The following is a 14,780-nucleotide window of genomic DNA, read 5'->3' on the forward strand; positions in this document are numbered from 1 at the left end:
TCGGGTGGCTTGCCCGATGAAAATTTGATTTGGAGATCGATTTGAAAGTTTTGGTGATTGGCGGCGGTGGCCGCGAGCATGCGTTGGCCTGGAAGCTCAAGCAGTCTGAGGGCGTGAGTCAGGTGTTTGTCGCGCCGGGCAATGCGGGAACGGCCGGAGACGCCCAATTGACCAATCTGCCCATCACAGACAAGGTGGCGTTGCGCGAGTGGGCCCAAGCCCAGGGGGTGGCGTTGACGGTGGTCGGACCAGAGGCGCCGCTGGCGGCTGGGGTGGTGGACGAGTTTCGGGCCCACGGGTTGGCGATTTTTGGTCCCACACAGGCGGCCGCCCAGCTGGAGAGCTCCAAGGCTTTTTCCAAGGCCTTCATGCAGCGCCATGGCATCCCCACCGCCGACTACGAAGCCTTCACCGATCCCGTGAAAGCCCATGCCTATGTCGAGGCCAAGGGTGCGCCCATTGTTGTCAAGGCCGATGGACTCGCAGCGGGCAAGGGCGTTGTGGTGGCGATGAGCTTGGCGGATGCACATGAAGCCATTGACTTCATGCTGGTGGACAATACCTTGGGCGTCACGCACAACGCGGGCGGAGCCCGTGTGGTGATTGAAGAGTTTTTGGTGGGCGAGGAAGCCAGTTTCATTGTCTTGTGTGATGGCGTGAACGCGTTGCCGTTGGCCACCAGCCAGGACCACAAACGATTGATGGACGGCGACCAAGGCCCGAATACCGGCGGTATGGGGGCTTATTCACCCGCACCTGTGGTCACGCCCGCGGTTCACCAGCGCGCCATGGAAGAAGTGATTTTGCCAACCCTGCGCGGCATGGCCGCCGATGGCATTCCATTCACGGGATTTCTTTATGCGGGCCTGATGATCACACCCGAAGGCGGCGTGAAAACACTGGAATTCAACGCCCGTATGGGGGACCCTGAAACCCAGCCCATCCTGATGCGCCTGCAAAGCAGCCTCGCCCAGGTTTTGCTGGCCGCAACGCGCACCGAGCTCGACCAGGTCACCCTGGCATGGGATGCCCGCGTCGCACTGGGCGTGGTGCTGGCCGCAGCCGGGTATCCCTTGCACCCCCGCAAGGGCGACCGCATCAGCGGGCTGCCCGACGATGCGCCCGACGCCATGGTGTTCCATGCTGGAACCACCTCAGATGCCCAGGGAGGCGCCGAGGTTTCGGGTGGTCGTGTGTTGTGCGTCACGGCGCTGGCCAATACCGTAGCGGCCGCGCGCCAAAAAGCGTATGGTGTGGCCGAAGCCATTCAGTTCGACGGCATGCAATTTCGTCGCGATATCGGCTACCGCGCCCTGTGAGCCAGTTCCCATCCATGAGCCACAAGCCTTCTGACGTTCGCGAATACCTGACGGGTCTGCAAGACCGCATCACTTCCACAGTTGCACTGGTCGACGGCGGCACCTTTGTGGTAGATCACTGGAAAAAGCCCGCTGGCGAAAAGCTTCAAGGGCAGGGCATCACGCAGATTCTGGAAGGCGGTGCTGTTTTTGAGCGCGCAGGCTGCGGTTTCTCCCACGTCACAGGCCCCGCCTTGCCCCCTTCCGCCACACAGCACCGGCCGGAGTTGGCCGGTGCGCCGTTTGAGGCGATGGGCGTTTCTTTGGTGTTTCACCCTCGCAACCCCTATGTGCCGACAGTTCACATGAATGTGCGCATGATCGCCGCCAAGCCCTCCAAAGGGGCTGCGGTTTGCTGGTTCGGCGGTGGCATGGACCTCACGCCCTACTATGGTGTCGAGGAAGATGCGGTGCATTTCCACCGCACTTGCAAACTCGCTCTGGATCCGTTTGGGGTGGACAAATACCCGCGCTTTAAAACCTGGTGCGACGAGTATTTTTACCTGAAGCACCGCGACGAGCAGCGGGGCGTGGGGGGGGTGTTCTTTGACGACTTCTCCGAGCTGGGCCAGACCGGCAGCTTTGCCATGATGCGCTCGGTGGGGGATGCCTTTCTTGAGGCCTACCTGCCCATCGTCGACCGCTGCAAAGACACCGCTTTCACCCAACGCGAGCGGGATTTCCAGTTGTACCGGCGAGGGCGGTACGTCGAATTCAATCTGGTCTGGGATCGCGGCACCCATTTTGGCTTGCAGTCGGGTGGCCGCAGTGAGTCCATTTTGTTGTCCATGCCACCGCTGGTCAGCTGGTCCTACGATACGGTTTTTGAGCCTGGCTCACCGGAAGCTGCATTGACTTCGAATTTTCTGGTTCGCAAGGACTGGCTTTGATCTCGGGCGCTGACGCTTCCGTTGTCCTGGGGTCGGTTGCCGAGCAAGGCTTTCCGCTCGTCCAGCGTGTGGGCATGTTTGGCGGCGCCTTCGATCCTCCCCACGTGGCCCACCGGGAGCTGGCCGAGGTGGCGCTGACGCAGCTGGGGCTGGACGTATTGCATATCTTGCCGACCGGGCAAGCGTGGCACAAGGCCCGGCCACTGACGTCGGCTGAGCACCGGCTGGCGATGTGCGAACTGGCTTTTGGTGACCTGCCCAAGACACGAATTGATCCGCGGGAGACGTTGCGGGCCGGTCCAAGCTACACTGCAGATACTTTAACTGAGCTCGCCGAGGCGTATCCGGGCGCCGAACTGTATCTGGTGATGGGCGCCGATCAGCTGCTGGCGTTCAAGCAGTGGGTCCGGTGGACCGAGGTGCTGGACCTCGCGCGGCTTGCTGTAGCCCACCGGGCACCTCTAATTTCTGTGCTGGATCCCCATCCCCTGGATTTGGATGCAGCCGATCTGTCGGGTGTGGATGTGCCGTATGTGGCGCTGTCCATGCCCCTGCACCACGTCAGTGCGACGTCGATCCGGGCCAGGGCATCCGGCGCCTCACAACACGACCCCAGCCTTGATCGCCTGGTGTCTGCCGACGTTGCAAGCTATATTTCACTTCATCACCTTTATCAAGATCCTTCATGACCAGCGAAACTTCCGCCAAAAAAGACATCCAGAAACTCCAGCGCGCCATTGTCGATGGACTCGAAGATGTCAAAGGGCAGGACATTGTGGTGTTTGACACCGAGTCCCTGTCGCCGCTGTTTGAGCGGGTCATCGTAGCCAGCGGCACGTCCAATCGCCAGACCAGGGCGCTGGCGGCCAGCGTGCGTGATGCGGTGCGCGAAGCAGGTTTTGACAAGCCCCGCATCGAAGGCGAAGAGAACGGTGAGTGGATCATCGTGGATTGCGGCGCTGCCGTGGCCCATGTCATGCAGCCTGTGATCCGCCAGTATTACCGCCTGGAAGAGATTTGGGGTCAGAAGCCCCTTCGCCTGAAGCACGGTGCGCCCAAGCCTGCGCAGGCCACCACCACAACGAAGACCCCTGCGGCCAAGAAAGCCGCGGCGAAAAAGACGGCGGGCAAAACCGCTGTGGCGCCGGTGTCGGCGAAAACGGTGGTTCGCAAAGCGGCCCAGACAGCAGGGAAGGCCGTGGTGGCCAAGACGGCCGCTTCGACTGCAGCCAAGAAAGCGCCGGTCAAGAAGACAACGGCAGGCAACGCAAAACCAGCGGTGAAGACCATGGTCGTGAAACCCAAGAGTGCGACCAAGCCCGTCGCCAAGGCTGCCAGGTCGGCCAAGCCGGCCGTCAAGTCCGCCGCCAAACCTGCGGCCAAGAGCGTGAAGCCGATGGCCAAGCCCGCAGGCAAATCACCGGTGAAGGCGCCTGCTCGCAAGAAGGCATGAAACTGTTGATCGTCGCAGTCGGGCAACGCATGCCCGACTGGGCTCAGACCGCCTACGACGACTACGCCAAACGGTTTCCACCCGAACTCAAGGTGGAGCTCAAAACCGTCAAGACCGAGCCACGTGCGTCCAAAACACGGGAAACCTTGGTGGCCGCCGAGCGCGAGCGCATCCAGGCGGTTCTGCCCCGGGGTTGTCGCGTGGTGGTGCTCGACGAGCGCGGCACGGCGCTGACGACCAAGGCCTTGGCGGAGCAACTCAAGGGCTGGCAGTTGGAGGCTGATGATGTTGCGTTGATCATCGGCGGCCCTGATGGGCTGGAGCCAGCCTTCCGGGATGCTGCGCACCAGCGGATTCGTTTGTCCGACCTTACGTTGCCCCATGCGATGGCCAGGGTGCTGTTGATTGAGCAGTTGTACCGAGCCTGGTCGGTCAATGCCAATCACCCCTACCACCGCGAGTGATGGTGCGGCATGGGGGCCGTTCGCGGCAAGTGCGTGTGCCACTTGGCCAGCCTGTTGCAGTTTCATGCCCTTGTTTTTGTGCTTTTCTGTGCCCCCCATGAACGTCCCATTCATTTACCTCGCTTCTCAAAGTCCACGCCGCAAACAATTGCTGGAGCAGTGGGGCGTGCGTTGTGAGTTGCTGTTGCCAGACGCCGAAGAGGATGCTGAATCGCTGGAGCAGGTGCTGCCGGGCGAGGCGCCTGCCACCTATGTGCAACGTGTGACCGGGCTCAAGCTCGAGGCTTCCCTGGCCCGCCTGAAACGCCGTGGCTTGACGCCCGCGCCGGTGTTGTGTGCGGATACCACGGTGGCGCTTGGGCGTCGCATCATGGGAAAACCGGGCGATGCAGCGGAGGCCCGGGCCATGCTGAGCGACCTGTCGGGTCAGCGCCACCGTGTGCTGACGGCCGTGGCCGTGGGCAAGGCGGCCCGCCGCGGAGCGGCCACCGTGTGGTCGGCACTGTCCACGTCCCAAGTGCATTTCGATGCCATTTCGGCTGCGCAGATACGCCGCTACGTCGACAGCGGTGAGCCCATGGGCAAGGCTGGTGCCTATGCGATCCAGGGTCAGGCGGCCATGTGGACCACGCAGATCAGCGGCAGCTATTCGGGCATCATGGGTTTGCCCGCATTTGAAACAGCGCAGGTGTTGGCCGCTGCCGGTATGGACCTGCTGTGAGCCACCTCCCTTCAGACGCCAGAACCGAGATGACGTGATGAGCCAGGATATTTTGATCAACTGGGCCCCGCAGGAGACGCGTGTCGCTGTTGTCGAGCAGGGCGCGGTGCAGGAGGTGCATTTCGAACGCACGCTTGAGCGTGGTCTCGTGGGCAACATCTACTTGGGCAAAATCTCCCGGGTGTTGCCAGGCATGCAGTCCGCTTTCATCGACATTGGCCTGGATCGTGCGGCTTTTTTGCATGTCGCCGATCTCATGCCCAACATCGTGGCCAAACACGCTACGCCGCGCGATCGCACGCCCGCAACAGCATCGGCTGAGGGCGGTGCAGGGGTTGCGGGCGAGGTGCAGGCCAACCCTCGGGTGCTCACGCCCGATCCGGTATTGCCAATCGAGCGTCAGATTTTTGAGGGCCAGGCCCTGATGGTACAAGTGCTGAAGGACCCAATCGGCTCCAAAGGTGCGCGCCTGACGGCCCAGATCAGCATTGCCGGGCGTTTGCTGGTGTACCTTCCGCAAGACAATCATGTTGGCGTGTCCCAGAAGATTCCGCCTGCTCAGCGTGAGTCCCTGCGGCAGCGGGTGCTGGGTCTGGCGCAGGGCAAGGATGGGGTGTCTGCGGGTGGGTTCATTTTGCGCACCAATGCCGAAGACGCCACCGACGCAGAACTTGGCGAAGACATCGCGTATTTGCGCAAGACCTGGCACCGCATCAAGGATGCGGCCGCCCGGCAGCCTTCAGCCACTGTGTTGCATGAAGATCTCAACCTCATTCAGCGCGTGTTGCGCGATCTGGTCAGCAGCGAAACTCAGTCCATCCGAATCGATTCGCGCGAGCAGTTTGGCTTGTTGCAGGGCTTTGCGGTGGAGTTCATGCCTGACACAGAGGCCAAGTTGCAGCTCTACACCGGCGAGCGCCCGATTTTTGACCTGTTCAGCATTGACGAAGACATCGCCAGAGCCTTGAGCCGCCGGGTGGATCTCAAGTCGGGCGGTTATCTGGTGATCGACCAGACCGAGGCCTTGACCACGGTGGATGTGAACACGGGTGGTTATGTGGGCGCGCGTAACTTTGACGACACGGTGTTTCGAACCAACCTGGAAGCCGCACAGACGATTGCCCGCCAATTGCGTTTGCGCAACCTCGGGGGCATCGTGATCGTGGACTTTATTGACATGGTGCGTGAAGACCACCGGGACGCGGTCATGGGCGAGTTCCGCAAGCAACTGTCACGTGATCGGGTCAAGACCATGATTGGCGGCTTCTCGCAGCTGGGATTGGTGGAGATGACGCGCAAGCGCACCCGCGAATCACTGGCGCAGATGCTGAGCGAGCCTTGTGGTGCCTGCAAGGGAAAAGGCATTGTCAAAACGGCACGAAGCGTTTGTTACGACGTGCTGCGGGAAATCCTTCGCGAAGCCAGGGCCTTCAACCCACGGGAGTTTCGTGTGGTCGCCGCACCCCAGGTGATTGAACTGTTTCTCGATGAAGAGCGGCAGCACCTGGCCGGCCTGTCGGATTTCATCGGTAAGCCCATTTCACTGCAGAGTGAAGGCTCCATGACACAGGAACAGTACGACATCGTGCTGCTCTGACCGCTTCGGTGGCCAGAAGGTCTGCCAATTCCTTCACACCCGTGTGTGCAGGACACAGCTGGAAACAACCGAAACACGCAAATGGCCGCCCGTCCTACATGCTTGAGTGGAAGTGCAGGCGATAATCCGTTGGTGTTATTCGGGAAAACCCGATTAAGCGAACTTTTTTTAAAAACCAACCAAAATCCATTGGAGATTGCATGAAATTGAAGAAACTGAACGCCTTGATGTTGTTGAGCGGTGCAGCCGTTTTCCAGGCGCACGCTGGCATGGTGCAAGACGCCAACGGCAACGTGGCCTATGACACCGCAGCTGAATGCGACGCTGCTGTTCAAGGCGGCCAGGCCCGTTTCTACCAGCCCTCGACCAAGATGGCTGCCCAGAAACGCAAAGGCGAGGCCACCGTGCGTGTGGTGCGCCTCGACGAGGTGGATGCTCAGTACAAGCTGGGTGCATGTGATCTGGGTGTGGGCCGCAAATTCGGTCGCAACGGTGTGGCCAAACCCCTCCAAGGCAAGTACGTGCCCTTCAGCCCTGCGATGCCTGTGCAGGTGTACGCCAGCAAGTCCGGCGAAACCATGCGTGTGAGCATGGCCAAGTGCGACAACCGTTTCTCCGATAACCTGCCGCGCGCCGTGCCAATGCCCGTCGCAGCACCCGTGCCAGTGGCGGTTGCGCCAGCACCTGTGCCCAAGGCTGCGCCCATGGCTGCACCCGTGGTGGCGGCCCCCGCTCCAGCACCTGTTGTGGCGGCGCCTGCTGCCCGCATGACGCCCTACGTGTTTGGCACCGTAGGTGCACAGCGTGACCTGATCGGCAATGGTCCGATCGACGGTCTCGCACAATTTGATGACCACGACACCAAGCTCGCGGCACAAGGCGGTGTGGGTGTCCAGTTTGGCCCTCTCTGGGGCATTGAAGGCTTCGCTCAGGGGGGCAAAGGCCATTCGTTCGAAAACGGCAGTGAATACAAGACGCGCGTGCTCGGTCTGCGCGGTACCGTTGGCCAGGACATCGGCTCCTCAGCCCGTGTGTTTGCCAAGCTGGGCGTGGCCAGTGTGACCCACACTGGCGACAGCCCAAGCGCTTCCCAGACCCGCCCTACCGTGGGCCTGGGCATGCTGATGCATCTCACCGAAAACCTCGCCTTGCGCGGTGACTTCGATCATTACGTCAAGAAGAGTGGCGGTTCCGGCGCCAGCTGGAAAGCACTCAACTACGTTGGCGTGGGTCTGCAGTACTCGTTCATGCCCTGATCCCGGCAAATAGCCGCACGGTCAGCAAAGGCCGCCTCAAAACCACCTCGCCGTGGTTTTGCTGGCGGCTTTTTTTCGCCTGTTCTACCCGAGGGGGATGCCCTCGCCAGGGCTGAGGATCAAGCCTCAGGTGTGAAGTTTTGTGAATGCAGGCGGGCGTACAGGCCGTTGGCCTGGATGAGCTGCTGGTGGGTGCCTTGTTCGCTGATCTGCCCGTTGGCCAGCACGACCACACGGTCCGCGTGTTCGATCGTGGTCAGCCGGTGTGCGATGACCAGTGTGGTGCGCCCAGCCATGAGGCGCGAGAGGGCTTCCTGCACCAGGCGCTCGGATTCGTTGTCCAATGCCGATGTGGCTTCGTCCAGAATCAGGACCGGCGCATCCTTGTAGATGGCGCGCGCGATCGCCAGTCGCTGGCGCTGGCCGCCCGACAATTCGGCTGCGTTGTGGCCCACTGTGCTGTGCATCCCACGGGGCAGCCGTTCGAGCAGCTCCCCGAGGTTGGCCGACATCAGCGCAGAGCGCACGCGCTCTTCGTCGATGGTGGGATCGTTGGAGCCCAGCGCTACGTTGGCCGCCAGCGTGTCATTGAACATGATCACTTCCTGGCTCACCATGGCGAACTGGCTGCGCAGGTTGCGCAAGTCCCAGTCGGGCAGGGCGACTCCATCGAGCAAGACTTCACCTTGATTCAGCTCGACAAAGCGCGGCAAGAGGTTGGCCAGGGTGGTTTTGCCAGATCCGGACGGTCCGACCAAGGCCAGGACTTCGCCCGGCTGGATGTCCAGACAAATCCCTTTCAACGCGGCCCGGTTCGATGCTCCGCTCGGGTCGGAGGGGTCGCCATCTTTGGTTGGGTACCTTACCCACACGTCTTTCAGCTGGATGGCGCCTTTGACCCGATCCACGCTGTGGCTGCCAGAGGACTGCGCCGGTATGTTTTCGATCAGTTCCAGGCCACGCTCCAGCGCGGCCAATCCGCGGGTGATCGGGCCAGCAATCTCTGCCAGGTGGCGGATGGGTGCGATCAGCATCAGCATCGCCGTCACAAAAGCCACAAAGTTGCCGACGGTCACGCCACTCTGGCTGCTTTGCCAGAGTGCCACCGCGATCACGGCCGACAAGGCAATCGCAGCCAGCATCTGGGTCAGGGGTGTCATGGCGGCCTGTGCGACCGTAGATTTCAGGGCCAGCCGGCGAAGACCGACGCTCAACACGTCAAAGCGTTGCCCCTGGCGTTCCTGAGCCCCATGCAGGCGGACCATGCGGTGCGCCAATGCATTTTCTTCCACCACATAGGCCAGTTCGTCGGTCGCTTGCTGGCTGGATCGGGTCAGACGGTACAGGCGTTTGGACAGCGTGCGCATCACGATCACCAGGGCCGGAAACAGGAACAGCACGATGAGCGTGAGCTTCCAGTTGAGGTACATCAGGTACCCCAGCAGTGCCAGCAGGGTCAGGCTGTCCTTGGACAGGCCCAGAAGGGCGTTGACCAGCATGGTGGAGCCGGTCTGCACTTCGTAAACCAGGGTGTTGGACAGCTTGCTGGCGCTTTGTTGCGAAAACAGGTTCAGCTGCGCATCGTTGAGCCGCTGGAACATCGCTCGCCGCAAATTCAACAGTCCCAAGCTGGCGGTGTATGACAGCGCGTATTGCGCCACAAAGCCGGCCAGCCCGCGAATCCCGAACAAGGCCAGCAGGGCGGCAGGCACCATCCAGAGGTCGATGTCCCCTTTTCCAAAGCCTCGGTCGAGCAAGGTTTTGAGCAGGGCTGGGATCAGTGGCTCGGTCAAGGCGCCAATCACGGTGCTGATCGCAGCCAGCACGATGCCCAGTTTGGCCGACCGGAAGTAGGGCCAGAACTGGCGCAGCCGGTGGGTGATGCTGCTGGTGTCGGGGGCGGGTGTGGCAGAAGTTTCGGTCAAAACGGCGAAAGGTGACGTTGAAAGGGAACTCACAGCGGACAAACTGCTCGACTCCACGGAGGTTGTACAGTCAAGGCACATCTTGTCACGGCTGGTCTGAACGCTTCCGTTATTATCCGCTGGGTACCGATTCGGTTCTGAATCCCAGGTTTCTGGCCATCCAACACTCTTACTGAATTGAATGCAGGCATTGAATCGATCTGATTGGCATCCTTCGCGGCGGACTCTCCTGACCCAGGCCACCGCTCTTTCCCTGACGGCGCTTCCCTTGGCGGATGCGCTGGCCCAGTTTCGGGTAGAAGTCTCCGGGGTGGGCATGACCCAGATCCCGTTCTCGGCCGTGACGTTTCGCGACAACGGCATGGCGAGTGAGGACATGGCGGCCATTGTTCGCGCCGACCTCGAGCGCAGTGGGCAGTTCCGGTTTGTTGAGCCCTTGCCTGGCGGCATGGATGAAAATTCCCGGCCCGATCTCGCTCCTTGGCGTGCCAAATCCAGTGATGCGCTGTTGACAGGCAGCATCTCCAAACTGTCGGACGGCCGTTTCGATGTGCGTTTTCGCTTGTGGGACGTCGTGCGTGGGCAGGATCTCGGCGGCCTGAGCTACCCGGCCAGCGCGGCTGAATTGCGCCTGGCCGCTCACAAGATCGCCGATTTTGTGTACGAGAAACTCACTGGTGAGAAGGGTGTGTTTGCGACCCGCATCGCCTATGTGTCCAAAGCAGGGCAACGCCACACGCTGCTGGTCGCCGATTCGGATGGCGAAAACGCCCGGGCCGCATTGACCAGCGCAGAACCCATCATCTCCCCCAGCTGGGCCCCGGGCGGCCGTCAGCTGGCTTACGTGTCGTTCGAGTCGCGCAAACCCGTGATCTATTCGCACGATGTGGCCACTGGCAAGCGCCGTTTGCTGGCCAATTTCCGTGGCTCCAACAGTGCACCCACCTGGTCGCCCGATGGGCGGCAGTTGGTGGCGACCTTGTCTATTTCGGGGAATGCGCAGATTTATGCCATGGATGCCGATGGCGGTTCGCCCAAGCGCCTGAGCCAGTCCAGCAGCATCGATACCGAGCCCGCGTTCAGCGCAGATGGCAACACGATTTTCTTCGTGAGCGATCGCGGCGGTTCGCCACAGATCTACCGCATGGGTGCTCAAGGCGGTAACCCTCAGCGTGTCACGTTTGCGGGCAGCTACAACATTTCGCCGTCGCCCAGCCCTGATGGTCGCTGGCTGGCCTTTATCTCCCGTGTCGGTGGGGGGTTCAAGCTCCACGTCATGGAGCTGTCTACCGGGACCGTGACCGCACTCAGCGACACCAGCGCCGATGAGAGCCCCAGCTTTTCGCCCAACAGCCGTCTGATCATTTACGCCACCCGCGATCGCGGTCAGGAGGCATTGATGACCAGCACCGTGGACGGCCGTATCAAGACACGCCTGGCGAGTGCGCGAGGCGACATCCGCGAGCCCGAATGGGGCCCGTATGCCCGTTGAGTCGCATTTGTTCGGCCCTTATTTTTTTCTCATTTTTCCATCGATCCAGAAAGGGACCCCCGCATGATCAATACCCATCTTTCCGCCACCGCTGACGCCCGCTCGAGCACCATTCGCACCTGGACTTTGCGCCTGGCCGGCTTGGCGGTGGTTGTCAGCCTGGCTGCTTGCAGCTCAGGCGTGAAGCTGGATGAGGTACCCGTCAAGGATCTCAATTCTGGCTCGGCCACCCAGGGTCAAGGCGCGAACGGCTCTGGAGCCGCTGCCAACGGCGTGGCCGCGGTCGAAGTGCCGGGTAGCAACCTGCAGCAGCCCGATGCCATGGCTCGCACCGTGTACTTTGATTACGACAGTTTTGAAGTTCGCGCTGAATACACGGCCACACTCGAAGCCAACGCCCGTTACCTCAAGGCAGACGCAAATCGCAGGTTGGCCCTGGAAGGCCACACCGACGAACGCGGTGGTCGCGAGTACAACCTGGCACTTGGTCAGAAGCGCGCAGAAGCCGTGCGCCGGTCGATGTCGTTGCTGGGCGTGAGCGAAGCCCAAATGGAGCCGGTGAGCTTCGGTGAGGAAAAACCCGCAGCCTTTGGTTTCGACGAAGAGTCGTTTGCCAAAAACCGCCGCGTTGAGCTGACCTACCGTTGAAACTGTTGCGCCCCATGACACTGAACGTTCGATCTTTGTCTTCTGCTTTGGCCGCCCTCGGGTTGGCCGGGGCAGCCTTGTGGCCGCTGCAAGCCCATGCCCTCTTCGAAGACGATGAGGCCCGCAAGGCCCTCATCGAGCTGCGCAACCGGTTTGACGCACATCGGCAAGCCACTGAGAGCACCTTGTCGCGCTTGCGCGATGAGTCGCGCGAAGGCAGTGTCACGGAGCAGCGCAGTTTGCTGGAGATGGCCAATCAAAACGAGCAGTTGCGCGCCGAGATCGCCCGTTTGCGCGGGCAGGTGGAGCAGCTGACTCAGGATGTGGCGCAAGTTCAGAAGCAGCAGAAAGACGTGCAAGCCGGGGTGGACGAGCGCTTGCGCAAAGTTGAACCCGCGACCGTCAATCTGGACGGGCGGGAGTTCGCCGTGGTGCCAGAGGAAAAACGGGATTTTGATGCGGCGATGGCGCTCTTGCGCGGCGCTGAGTTTGGTCCTGCTTCCGCCTCGTTTGGCGGCTTCTTGAAACGTTATCCATCGTCGGGCTACCTGCCATCGGCGTTGTACTGGCTGGGCAATGCCCACTACGCCAACCGCGCGTACAAGGAGTCGATTGCCAGCCATCGGCGATTGGTCACCGAATTTCCGGACCATCTGCGCACGCCCGAAGCGCTGTTGGCCATGGCCAACAGCCAGATCGAGCTGAAAGACACCAAAGCCGCCGAGCGCACATTGGCGACCTTGCTGAAAAATCACCCCAACTCTGAAGCCGCGGCCGCTGGCCGCGAACGGCTGGCCCGCTTGCGCTGAAGGGTCTCACGCTCTTTCGGCTGGGAGGTCCTGCCCCTGCCAGACCGAAGGCCATTGGGCATCTCCTTACAATTGGCGCCCATGGAAATCGCTGCCCTTCAAAATTTGCAAACCCAGGTCCTGCTGGCCGCATTCGCGGTCGCAGTGGCTTTTGGGTTTATTGCCCAACGCACCCAGTTTTGTACGATGGGGGCCATCAGCGACATCGTCAACATGGGCGCCTGGACGCGCATGCGGATGTGGGGCATGGCGGTTGGTGTGGCCATGGTGTGCTTTTACCTGATGGGCTGGCTGGGCTGGATCGACACCGCCAACACCATCTACTCTTCCGGGCGCGTAATCTGGTTGTCTGCCCTGGTCGGCGGTTTGCTGTTTGGCTTCGGGATGGTCCTGGCCTCGGGGTGCGGCAGCAAGACACTGGTGCGCATCGGGGCCGGTAGCCTGAAATCCTTGGTCGTGTTTTTTGTCATGGGATTTTCGGCCTACGCCACGCTCAGTGGCATTCTGGCGGTGGTGCGGGTGAACACCCTCGATCAAGTGGTATTCACCATCGCTGCGGGCGGTACTTTGCCGATGTGGCTCAGCGCAACGCTCAACATCGCCCCCTCTCAGACGGGGTTGCTGGCTGCCGCATTGATCGGCGGCGGTCTGATGGTGTGGGCGCTGTCCAGCCCCGCGTTTCGCGAGCGCGAAAACCTTTTGGGCGGTGTTGGCCTTGGCCTCACCGTGGCCGCCATGTGGTGGGTGAGCGGCCATCTCGCTTTTGTGGCGGAACACCCGTTGACGCTCGAACCCGCTTACCTGGCAACCGACACGGGTCGCCTGGAGTCGTTGACTTTCACCGCCCCCATGGCCTACGCGCTGGACTGGTTGATTTTGTTCAGCGACGCCTCCAACCTGCTGACGATTGGTGTGGTGTCGGTGGCGGGAGTGGTCACTGGCGCTTTTGTTCAAAGCGTCATGAGCAAGTCATTTCGGTGGGAAGGTTTTCGCAGCACCCAGGACACTGCCTTGCACATGGTGGGCGCGTTCTGCATGGGTGTGGGTGGCGTGACGGCATTGGGCTGTACGGTGGGGCAGGGCATGTCGGGCCTGTCCACGCTCAGCTTGACCAGCGTGATTGCCGTGTCCGGAATCGTCCTCGGCGCCATCCTGGCCCTGCGGTTTCAGATCTGGTTGCTTGATCGTGAATGAATTGATGCAAACACCCGGTGTCTCGTGTGAGGCTGTCGATTTCGAGCGGCGATTCGGCGGCCTGCGTCGCCTCTATGGCGTGGCCGGCGCTCAGCGCATTTTTGATTCGCATGTGGTTGTGGTTGGCATCGGCGGTGTGGGCTCGTGGGCCGTTGAGGCACTGGCCCGCAGTGGGGTTAGGCGCCTGACGCTGATCGACCTTGATCACGTGTCCGAGTCCAATATCAACCGGCAGATCCACGCCATGGAGCCCACCCTGGGACAGGGCAAGGCTCAGGCCATGCGCGAACGCATTTCACTGTTCCACCCGGCCTGTGTGGTGGATGTGATTGAAGAATTTGTTGACGCTGACAACTGGCCGTCGTTGCTCGGCTCCTTGACGCTGCCTGCCGGCACCTGGCCCGACGCTGTGATCGATGCTTGCGACCAGGTTCGCGCCAAGGCGGCTTTGGCTGCCTGGTCGCTGTCGATGGGCTTACCCATGGTGAGCGTCGGAGCCGCTGGGGGTAAAACGCTGGCCCATGCAATCGATGTGGGGGAGCTTGCACAAGTGACCCACGATCCTTTGCTGGCTCAGCTGCGCTACCGCTTGCGAAAACACCACGGCGCGGCGCGCACGGGTGCCATCGGTGTGGCCTGTGTGTTCAGCCGCGAAACGGTGCGCCCTCCCGATGCGTCGTGTGGCATTGAAGCGGGTGACAGTTCATTGAACTGTCACGGATATGGCTCGGTCGTCAGCGTCACCGCTGCCTTTGGCATGTGCGCTGCCGGGTGGGTGTTGAACGCCCTGTCTGCGAATTCTTCAACTTCTTTGAGTTCGGCTTTGAAAACGGGAAAAAAGACGCTATAATTTGAGGCTTCGCAGGGTAGTTAATTACTGCTTCAGCGAAAACAGTGGGACGTTAGCTCAGTTGGTAGAGCAGTGGACTTTTAATCCATTTGTCGTGGGTTCGACCCCCGCACGTCCCACCAA

The 14,780-nt window shown here is 61.2% G+C and carries 14 protein-coding genes and 1 tRNA gene; 14 read left to right on the forward strand and 1 reads right to left on the reverse strand.

Features of this window, described 5'->3' with window-relative positions; all coding sequences use genetic code 11:
* Positions 1 to 41 precede the first annotated feature (41 nt).
* From purD to E5678_RS04455, 8 genes are all read left to right on the forward strand, one after another.
* Positions 42 to 1,319, forward strand: coding sequence for a phosphoribosylamine--glycine ligase (gene purD, locus E5678_RS04420; protein ID WP_136177400.1), 1,278 nt, complete (start codon positions 42 to 44; stop codon positions 1,317 to 1,319).
* Positions 1,320 to 1,333: 14 nt separating this feature from the next.
* Positions 1,334 to 2,248, forward strand: coding sequence for an oxygen-dependent coproporphyrinogen oxidase (gene hemF / locus E5678_RS04425; RefSeq protein ID WP_136177401.1), 915 nt, complete (start codon positions 1,334 to 1,336; stop codon positions 2,246 to 2,248).
* A 74-nt stretch (positions 2,249 to 2,322) separates the two neighbouring features.
* Positions 2,323 to 2,937 (forward strand): nicotinate (nicotinamide) nucleotide adenylyltransferase, encoded by a 615-nt coding sequence (gene nadD, locus E5678_RS04430; RefSeq protein ID WP_136177402.1) that lies wholly within the window; start codon positions 2,323 to 2,325, stop codon positions 2,935 to 2,937.
* Positions 2,934 to 3,701 (forward strand): ribosome silencing factor, encoded by a 768-nt coding sequence (gene rsfS / locus E5678_RS04435; RefSeq protein WP_136177403.1) that lies wholly within the window; start codon positions 2,934 to 2,936, stop codon positions 3,699 to 3,701. Before nadD ends, rsfS begins: the two co-directional genes overlap by 4 nt.
* Positions 3,698 to 4,165 (forward strand): 23S rRNA (pseudouridine(1915)-N(3))-methyltransferase RlmH, encoded by a 468-nt coding sequence (rlmH, locus tag E5678_RS04440; RefSeq protein ID WP_136177404.1) that lies wholly within the window; start codon positions 3,698 to 3,700, stop codon positions 4,163 to 4,165. Before rsfS ends, rlmH begins: the two co-directional genes overlap by 4 nt.
* Positions 4,166 to 4,262: 97 nt before the next feature.
* The gene (locus tag E5678_RS04445) at positions 4,263 to 4,886 is read left to right on the forward strand and encodes a Maf family protein (RefSeq protein WP_136177405.1); all 624 of its coding nucleotides are present in this window, start codon (positions 4,263 to 4,265) and stop codon (positions 4,884 to 4,886) included.
* 37 nt (positions 4,887 to 4,923) lie between these two features.
* On the forward strand, positions 4,924 to 6,483 hold the full coding sequence (locus tag E5678_RS04450) for an Rne/Rng family ribonuclease (RefSeq protein WP_136177406.1): 1,560 nt from the start codon (positions 4,924 to 4,926) through the stop codon (positions 6,481 to 6,483).
* 200 nt (positions 6,484 to 6,683) lie between these two features.
* The gene (locus E5678_RS04455; RefSeq protein ID WP_136177407.1) at positions 6,684 to 7,739 is read left to right on the forward strand and encodes an outer membrane beta-barrel protein; all 1,056 of its coding nucleotides are present in this window, start codon (positions 6,684 to 6,686) and stop codon (positions 7,737 to 7,739) included.
* A 119-nt stretch (positions 7,740 to 7,858) separates the two neighbouring features.
* Here E5678_RS04455 and msbA read toward each other — a convergent pair whose 3' ends face one another.
* On the reverse strand, positions 7,859 to 9,664 hold the full coding sequence (gene msbA / locus E5678_RS04460) for a lipid A export permease/ATP-binding protein MsbA (protein ID WP_247596911.1): 1,806 nt from the start codon (positions 9,662 to 9,664) through the stop codon (positions 7,859 to 7,861).
* Positions 9,665 to 9,893: 229 nt separating this feature from the next.
* On the opposite strand from msbA, the gene tolB reads away from it, so the two are divergent.
* The 6 genes from tolB (at position 9,894) to E5678_RS04490 (ending at position 14,779) form a co-directional block, all read left to right on the forward strand.
* Positions 9,894 to 11,156 (forward strand): Tol-Pal system beta propeller repeat protein TolB, encoded by a 1,263-nt coding sequence (tolB, locus tag E5678_RS04465; protein WP_247596997.1) that lies wholly within the window; start codon positions 9,894 to 9,896, stop codon positions 11,154 to 11,156.
* Positions 11,157 to 11,219: 63 nt separating this feature from the next.
* Positions 11,220 to 11,804, forward strand: a complete 585-nt coding sequence (gene pal / locus E5678_RS04470; protein ID WP_136177410.1) for a peptidoglycan-associated lipoprotein Pal — start codon at positions 11,220 to 11,222, stop codon at positions 11,802 to 11,804.
* A gap of 14 nt (positions 11,805 to 11,818) precedes the next feature.
* The gene (gene ybgF, locus E5678_RS04475; protein ID WP_136177411.1) at positions 11,819 to 12,613 is read left to right on the forward strand and encodes a tol-pal system protein YbgF; all 795 of its coding nucleotides are present in this window, start codon (positions 11,819 to 11,821) and stop codon (positions 12,611 to 12,613) included.
* Positions 12,614 to 12,694: 81 nt separating this feature from the next.
* Complete coding sequence (locus E5678_RS04480; RefSeq protein WP_136177412.1) at positions 12,695 to 13,807, forward strand: YeeE/YedE family protein; 1,113 nt, start codon at positions 12,695 to 12,697, stop codon at positions 13,805 to 13,807.
* A 4-nt stretch (positions 13,808 to 13,811) separates the two neighbouring features.
* On the forward strand, positions 13,812 to 14,657 hold the full coding sequence (locus E5678_RS04485; RefSeq protein WP_136177413.1) for a tRNA threonylcarbamoyladenosine dehydratase: 846 nt from the start codon (positions 13,812 to 13,814) through the stop codon (positions 14,655 to 14,657).
* Positions 14,658 to 14,703: 46 nt separating this feature from the next.
* A tRNA-Lys gene (locus E5678_RS04490) sits at positions 14,704 to 14,779 on the forward strand.
* The last annotated feature ends 1 nt before the right edge of the window (position 14,780 follow it).

Origin of the sequence: Hydrogenophaga sp. PAMC20947 (genome assembly GCF_004795855.1) — a bacterium.
Lineage (GTDB): Bacteria > Pseudomonadota > Gammaproteobacteria > Burkholderiales > Burkholderiaceae_C > Hydrogenophaga.

Excerpts from the sequence above, each read along its gene's own strand:
- hemF (WP_136177401.1), top strand. The coding sequence starts at position 1,334 with ATGAGCCACAAGCCTTCTGACGTTCGCGAATACCTGACGGGTCTGCAA.
- nadD (WP_136177402.1), top strand. The coding sequence starts at position 2,323 with ATGTTTGGCGGCGCCTTCGATCCTCCCCACGTGGCCCACCGGGAGCTG.
- rsfS (WP_136177403.1), top strand. The coding sequence starts at position 2,934 with ATGACCAGCGAAACTTCCGCCAAAAAAGACATCCAGAAACTCCAGCGC.
- rlmH (WP_136177404.1), top strand. The coding sequence starts at position 3,698 with ATGAAACTGTTGATCGTCGCAGTCGGGCAACGCATGCCCGACTGGGCT.
- E5678_RS04445 (WP_136177405.1), top strand. The coding sequence starts at position 4,263 with ATGAACGTCCCATTCATTTACCTCGCTTCTCAAAGTCCACGCCGCAAA.
- E5678_RS04450 (WP_136177406.1), top strand. The coding sequence starts at position 4,924 with ATGAGCCAGGATATTTTGATCAACTGGGCCCCGCAGGAGACGCGTGTC.
- E5678_RS04455 (WP_136177407.1), top strand. The coding sequence starts at position 6,684 with ATGAAATTGAAGAAACTGAACGCCTTGATGTTGTTGAGCGGTGCAGCC.
- pal (WP_136177410.1), top strand. The coding sequence starts at position 11,220 with ATGATCAATACCCATCTTTCCGCCACCGCTGACGCCCGCTCGAGCACC.
- ybgF (WP_136177411.1), top strand. The coding sequence starts at position 11,819 with ATGACACTGAACGTTCGATCTTTGTCTTCTGCTTTGGCCGCCCTCGGG.
- E5678_RS04480 (WP_136177412.1), top strand. The coding sequence starts at position 12,695 with ATGGAAATCGCTGCCCTTCAAAATTTGCAAACCCAGGTCCTGCTGGCC.
- E5678_RS04485 (WP_136177413.1), top strand. The coding sequence starts at position 13,812 with ATGCAAACACCCGGTGTCTCGTGTGAGGCTGTCGATTTCGAGCGGCGA.